The sequence below is a fragment of the Bradyrhizobium sp. genome, from assembly GCF_019242285.1.
Classification (GTDB): Bacteria; Pseudomonadota; Alphaproteobacteria; order Rhizobiales; family Xanthobacteraceae; genus Bradyrhizobium.
In genome coordinates, this window is sequence record NZ_JAFAVV010000894.1 from 1 (window position 1) to 6,284 (window position 6,284).

Sequence of the window (6,284 nt, forward strand, 5' to 3'; positions counted from 1 at the left end):
TCGTCACGGACGTGGAGGCGGGGAGCGGTGGCCGCGACGGCTCGCAGGCGCTTGATGCGTCCGACGAACGAGCCGACCTGCCGGTGTCGGGCGGCGATGGGCTGATACGAGGCCTGTCGCGTCGGCTTCGATGGCGGCATTCGCGGACGGCCAAGCTGCGTGGTTCTGGTCCCCCGATGCTGGGATCAAGCCCGCGATGATGCTTCGCATCACGCGGGCGACGGTGGCCAACAAGCCCGGTGCACCGAGGAGATCGCAGAGTACGCCGTAGACCATCGCGCAGGGAAGGCCGGGTCAACTCGGCTGAGCCTGTGGTTCCTGCCCCGTGCGTTTCCTGTGCACGGGGGCCGCGGGTGCCAGCCGGCACCCGGTCTTCCCTGCGCCCTCTCACTTCTCGAGAGGGTCTCGCCTTGCACAGCTCGGGCGCCGAACGCGCCGCGAGAATGCGAGGTTTTGGCTATTTGACATCCGTCATGAGATGCGGTGTGACGAATCCCGTCGAAGAGTCGATGTCCGAGCGCGGGCGTCCTGCCGAGGCGGCGTCCATCTTGTCAGCAACCCGGGGCCGACGATGCAGCAGTCAGGTGGTTCAATGTCCTTTCCGTCGCGGCTGGCCGGGCGGCACGCACTTGTCACCGGCGCTTCGCAGGGCATCGGCCGCGCGGTTGCGGTGCGCTTCGCGCAGGAAGGCGCCCATGTCGCGATCAACTTTGTCGGTCCGCGTTCCGACGCCGAGGAAACGCTGGCGCGCGTCAAGGAGGCATCGGCGGAGCACGGCCATGACGCGCGCGACCATTTTGTCGTGCATGCCGACATCGCCGTCGAAGCGGAGATCGCAACCATGTTCGAGACGGTGCTGGCGCGCTGGCCGCGTCTCGATTGCCTCGTCAACAATGCCGGCATTCAGCAGGGATCGCCGAGCGAGGCGCTCGACGTCGAAGCCTATCGCCGCATCCTCGATGTGAACCTGACCGGTGCCGTGCTCTGCGCGAAGCAGGCGCTTGCGCATTTCGTCGCACGCGGGGGAGGCGGCACGATCATCAACTGCTCGAGCGTGCACCAGATCATCCCGAAGCCCGGCTATCTCGCCTACTCCCTCAGCAAGGGAGCGATGGCCAACCTGACGCGCACGCTCGCGCTCGAATTCGCCGGCCGCGGCATCCGCGTCAACGCGGTCGGGCCCGGCGCGATCGAAACGCCGCTTAATGCCGCCTGGACCGGCGATGAGGCCAAGCGCGCGATCGTCGAAAGCCACATCCCGCTCGGACGGGTCGGCACGGTCGAGGAGATCGCCGCGGTGTTCGCCTTTCTCGCGTCCGACGACGCGAGCTACATCACCGGCCAGACCATCTATGCCTGCGGCGGCATCACGCTATTCGGCGAATTTCGCGACAATTGGGCGAGTTGACGGGACGTCACCTCGGCGAATGGCGTGTGGGAGAGCCCGACACGTGGATGGCGCGGATGCGCGACGGCTGTTGTAGTGCGGCAACATCGCGGCGGTGTGGGATTGATCAACAGGAATTGCGCCGCAAACCGGCGGAGAAATCGGAGGATTTCCGCCGGACGAGAGCCCCGGTCGATTGCCTTGCGGGGCGGCTTGATGAATCAATCGAACATGTTCATAAGCGGCGTCCCGCGGCCGGCTCTCTGCCGCGCCTGCTTCAGGTGGATGTATGGCAAGCATTAGTCAACGGATTGCGCAGGAGCTTGGGGTTCGCGACGCGCAGGTCGAGGCCGCCGTGACCTTGCTCGACGGCGGCGCCACCGTTCCCTTCATCGCCCGCTATCGCAAGGAATTGACCGGCGCGCTCGACGATGCGCAACTGCGCACGCTGGAGGAGCGGCTGACCTATCTGCGCGAGATGGAGGAACGGCGCACCGCGATCCTCAATTCGATCCGCGAGCAGGGCAAGCTCGATGCCGCGCTGGAAGCGACCATCATGGCGGCCGACAGCAAGGCCAGGCTGGAGGACATCTATCTCCCCTACAAGCCGAAGCGGCGCACCAAGGCCGAGATCGCCAAGGAAGCCGGGCTCGAGCCGTTGTCCGAGCTGTTGCTGACACAGCCCGAGAGCGACCCGAACGCCGCGGCGGCGGCCTTCGTCGATGCCGAGAAGGGCGTGGCCGACGTGGCGGCGGCATTGGAGGGTGCGCGGGCCATCCTGGTCGAGCGGTTCGACGAGGATGCCGACCTGATCGGCGCGCTGCGCGAGGAGATGTGGTCGCAGGGCCGGATGCAGTCCAAGGTGCGCACCGGCAAGAAGACCGAGGGCGAGAAGTTCAAGGACTATTTCGATTTCGGCGAGCCGCTGAACAAGCTGCCGTCGCACCGCATCCTGGCGCTGTTCCGCGGCGAGAAGGAGGAGATTCTCGACCTGCAGATCGAGCCGGAGGCGGTGCCGCCGGGGGCGAACGTGCCCGGCGCCTATGAGATGAAGATCATGGTGCGCTTCGGCATCTCCGACCAGGGGCGGCCGGGCGATCGCTGGCTCAAGGAGACGGTGCGCTGGGCCTGGCGCACCAAGATCCAGGTGCATCTCAATGTCGATCTGCGCCTCAGGCTATGGCAGGCGGCCGAGACCGAGGCGGTGCGGGTGTTCGCCTCGAACCTGCGCGATCTCCTGCTGGCGGCGCCGGCCGGCGCCCGCGTCACCATGGGGCTCGATCCCGGCTATCGCACCGGCGTCAAGGTCGCCATCGTCGATTCGACCGGCAAGGTGCTCGCGACCACCGCGGTCTATCCGCATGAGCCGCAGCGGCAGTGGAACGAGGCGCTGGCGACGCTCGGCAAGCTCGCGATCATGCACCGCGTCGACCTCATCGCGATCGGCAACGGCACCGCCTCGCGCGAGACCGACAAGCTCGCGACCGATCTGGTGAAGGGCCTGCCCGACTTGAAGATGACCAAGATCGTCGTTTCCGAAGCCGGCGCGTCGGTCTATTCGGCCTCGGCCTACGCATCGCAGGAATTGCCGGGGCTCGATGTCACGTTGCGCGGCGCGGTCTCGATCGCGCGACGGCTGCAGGACCCGCTGGCGGAGCTGGTCAAGATCGAGCCGAAGGCGATCGGTGTCGGGCAGTATCAGCACGATCTCGGCGAATCCAAGCTCGCGAAATCGCTCGACGCGGTGGTCGAGGATTGCGTCAATGCGGTCGGCGTCGACGTCAACACCGCGTCCGTCCCTCTGCTGGCGCGGGTATCGGGCGTCGGCCCCGGGCTGGCGCAGAGCATCGTGCAGCATCGCGATTCGAACGGGGCGTTCAAGTCGCGCAAGGCGCTGAAGGACGTGCCGCGGCTCGGCCCGAAGGCGTTCGAGCAATGCGCGGGCTTCCTGCGCGTCAATGACGGCGTGGATCCGCTCGACGCGTCGGGCGTGCACCCGGAAGCCTATCCGGTGGTGCGGCGGATTCTCGCGGCGACCAAGAGCGACATCAAGGCGCTGATCGGCAATGGCGACGTCGTGCGCCAGTTGAGGCCGCAAAGCTTCGTCGACGACACTTTCGGCCTGCCGACGGTGACGGACATCCTGCGCGAATTGGAGAAGCCCGGCCGCGATCCACGCCCCGCCTTCAAGGCCGCGGTGTTCAAGGAAGGCGTCGAGGAGATCAAGCACCTGAAGAAGGGCATGATCCTCGAAGGCACCGTGACCAATGTCGCCGCCTTCGGCGCCTTCGTCGACATCGGTGTGCATCAGGACGGGCTGGTTCACATCTCGGCGATGTCGAAGAACTTCATCAAGGACCCGCGCGAGGTGGTCAAGCCTGGCGACATCGTCAAGGTGAAGGTGCTCGACGTCGAGGTCGCCCGCAAGCGCATCGCGCTGACCTTGCGGCTCGACGACGAGGTCGGCAAGAAGGATGCGAAGGCATCGTCGGGCGACAGCTTCCGCGGCTCCGCGAAAATGTCGTCGGCGAAGAAGCCGCGGGAGCAGGCCGGCAGCGCGCTCGCCGACGCCCTGCGCCGCGCGGCCGAGAAGAACGGGCCGGGCAAGTCGCGGGTCTAGAACGACGGATGCGCCATTGAAATGCTTATCCGCCATGCGGTGCCGCTTGCTTGCCATTCCGATATGCGCCGTTCAAACTCGCACGAAGAGGGAGCGCCGACGCAGCGAAGGCCGACGCAACGAAGAAGGAGGGCCGGCATGTCAGACGGTGATCGCGCGACGCACCCGGGGCCGCTCGCCCGCCTCAGGGTCATCGATCTCACCCATGTCATGGCCGGCCCGACCTGCACTTTGATGCTGGCGGACATCGGCGCCGACGTCATCAAGATCGAGAAATTGCCGGGCGGGGACGACACGCGGCACACCGTCCCGCCGAAGATCGGCGACGAGGCGGCGTCCTTCCTGATGATGAACCGCAACAAGCGCGGCATCGTGCTCGATCTCAAGACGACCGGCGGCAAGAAGGTGCTGCGCCGCTTGATCGCTTCCGCCGACGTCCTGGTCGAGAATTTCGCGCCCGGTGCGATGGAGCGGCTCGGGTTCGGCTATGCGGAGCTGCACGAGGCATTTCCGGCGCTGATCTACTGCTCGCTCTCGGGCTTCGGCCGCACCGGCCCCTACAGCCATCGACGTGGCTTCGACCTGATGGCGCAGGCGATGAGCGGCATCATGAGTTTCACCGGTGAACGCCCCGACGGGCCGCCGGTCAAATGCGGGCCGCCGCTTTCCGACATCACGGCCGGCATCCTGGCGAGCATGGGAATCCTCGCCGCCTACAGCCATCGGCTGAAGACGGGCGAAGGGCAATGGGTCGAGACCTCGCTCTACGAGGCGGCGCTGGTGCAGACCTATTGGCAGTCGACCATTGCGCTCGCGGCCGGCACGGCGCCGCGCGCGATGGGCTCCGCGCATCCGCTCAACGCGCCGTACCAGGCCTTCGAGGCCTCCGATGGCTGGCTCGTGGTCGGCGGTGCCAGCAGGAAGCATTGGCCGCTGATGCTGGAAGCGCTCGGCGCGCCGGAACTCGCTTCCGATCCGCGCTTCGTCAACGGCGCCGACCGCATGGCCAATCTGAAGGAGCTCGAAGCCGAGCTGAACGAGCGGTTTCGCGGCAACACCCGCGCCCATTGGCTGGCCGCACTGGATGCGAAGGGCGTGCCGTGCGGCCCCGTTCACGACATGCTGGAGGCGCTAGACGATCCGCAGACGCTGGCGCGCGACATGGTGGTCGAGGTCGAGCACACGACGCTTGGGCCGGTGAAGACCATCGGTCTGCCGGTGAAGTTCTCGGAGACGCCGGGCAGCGTGCGTCACGGCGCGCCGGTCTATGGTGAGCACACCAAGGAGGTGCTGCGCCAGCACGGTTTCGACGATGCGGAAATCGCCGCCTTCGAGAAGGAAGGCGCGGTGTTCGCGGCGCAAGGCGCCGAATGAGGCCGGATCGCGCAACGCAATCCGACCTCAAGTCGCGTTGTGCTCAGTAGGCGCCGGCCCAAGGCTGGCAAGGAACGTCGGCGCCGGTCCAGGGTGCGGTCGCAAATGCGCCGACGCGCGGCGCCGGCGCGCAGGCCCGACCGTAGGCATAGGGTTCGCCATAAGCCGGCCGGTATGCATCCGGCGCGTAGGTGCTTTGTGCGTAGGTCTCCTGGGCGACATGACGGGTGTGCCCATTGCGCGCCGTCGCGGGCGCCGCGAGCGCGGCGGTGGCAATCAGCGCCGCGGACAGCATGATGATCCTGGACATCGATGGTCTCCTTTCAACGAAGCCATGGCAGTTGGCCTCCACGCGCAAGATGCGTAGGGCTTCTACTCGTTTAAAGGGGACGTCCGCTCACGATGCTTCAACGCGACGTGAGTGCGCGTCAAGCTGTGATCGCCGCCATGTCTGCACCAGATCGCTAGTGCTGGGATTGCGCCAGCCTGCTCCACGCGTCGGCCTGAACGGTGGCGACCAGCTTGAAGCCGCCCTTGCCGTCCGGCTCGAACACCGAGGCTTCGCCCTCGCGGATGCCGGACCAGTCGTTGCCGAAGGCCGCGACGATGTTTGGCTTGTGGGTGACGATCACGACGTTGTTGTCGGCCGGCGGGTGAACCGAGACGAGATGGCGGAGCACCTGGGCGCGCCGCTCGTTCTCATCAGGCGAAATCGAAGGCCCGCTCTCGGTCAGGTCGGTGGTGGCTTGGATCTCGCCGAAGCCGAGCAGGGTCCCGGTGTCGATCGCGCGCTGCAAGGTGCTGGTCAGGACCATGGCGACAGGAATCTTGAGCCTGCGCATCGCCTCGCCGATCGCCTCGGCTTGCGCGCGCCCCTGGTCGGTGAGCTGGCGCTCGGCGTCG

At 66.7% G+C, this 6,284-nt stretch carries 5 protein-coding genes; 3 read left to right on the forward strand and 2 right to left on the reverse strand.

Annotated elements, in window-relative coordinates:
• Positions 1-571 precede the first annotated feature (571 nt).
• The 3 genes from JOY90_RS36650 (at position 572) to JOY90_RS36660 (ending at position 5,381) form a co-directional block, all read left to right on the forward strand.
• Positions 572-1,408: a glucose 1-dehydrogenase gene (locus JOY90_RS36650; protein WP_291695964.1), complete on the forward strand. Its 837-nt coding sequence runs from the start codon at positions 572-574 to the stop codon at positions 1,406-1,408.
• Positions 1,409-1,676: 268 nt separating this feature from the next.
• Positions 1,677-4,007 (forward strand): Tex family protein, encoded by a 2,331-nt coding sequence (locus JOY90_RS36655; RefSeq protein ID WP_291695965.1) that lies wholly within the window; start codon positions 1,677-1,679, stop codon positions 4,005-4,007.
• A 138-nt stretch (positions 4,008-4,145) separates the two neighbouring features.
• Positions 4,146-5,381, forward strand: a complete 1,236-nt coding sequence (locus JOY90_RS36660) for a CaiB/BaiF CoA-transferase family protein (protein ID WP_291695966.1) — start codon at positions 4,146-4,148, stop codon at positions 5,379-5,381.
• Positions 5,382-5,424: 43 nt separating this feature from the next.
• On the opposite strand, the gene JOY90_RS36665 is transcribed toward JOY90_RS36660, so the two are convergent.
• Together JOY90_RS36665 and JOY90_RS36670 are read right to left on the reverse strand one after the other, a co-directional pair.
• Complete coding sequence (locus JOY90_RS36665) at positions 5,425-5,691, reverse strand: hypothetical protein (protein WP_291695967.1); 267 nt, start codon at positions 5,689-5,691, stop codon at positions 5,425-5,427.
• A 154-nt stretch (positions 5,692-5,845) separates the two neighbouring features.
• On the reverse strand, positions 5,846-6,284 hold a 439-nt coding region (locus JOY90_RS36670; RefSeq protein WP_291695968.1), incomplete at its 5' end, for a histidine phosphatase family protein.

Coding starts and splice junctions, on each gene's coding strand:
- JOY90_RS36650 (WP_291695964.1), top strand. CDS start 572: ATGCAGCAGTCAGGTGGTTCAATGTCCTTTCCGTCGCGGCTGGCCGGG.
- JOY90_RS36655 (WP_291695965.1), top strand. CDS start 1,677: ATGGCAAGCATTAGTCAACGGATTGCGCAGGAGCTTGGGGTTCGCGAC.
- JOY90_RS36660 (WP_291695966.1), top strand. CDS start 4,146: ATGTCAGACGGTGATCGCGCGACGCACCCGGGGCCGCTCGCCCGCCTC.
- JOY90_RS36665 (WP_291695967.1), bottom strand. CDS start 5,691: ATGTCCAGGATCATCATGCTGTCCGCGGCGCTGATTGCCACCGCCGCG.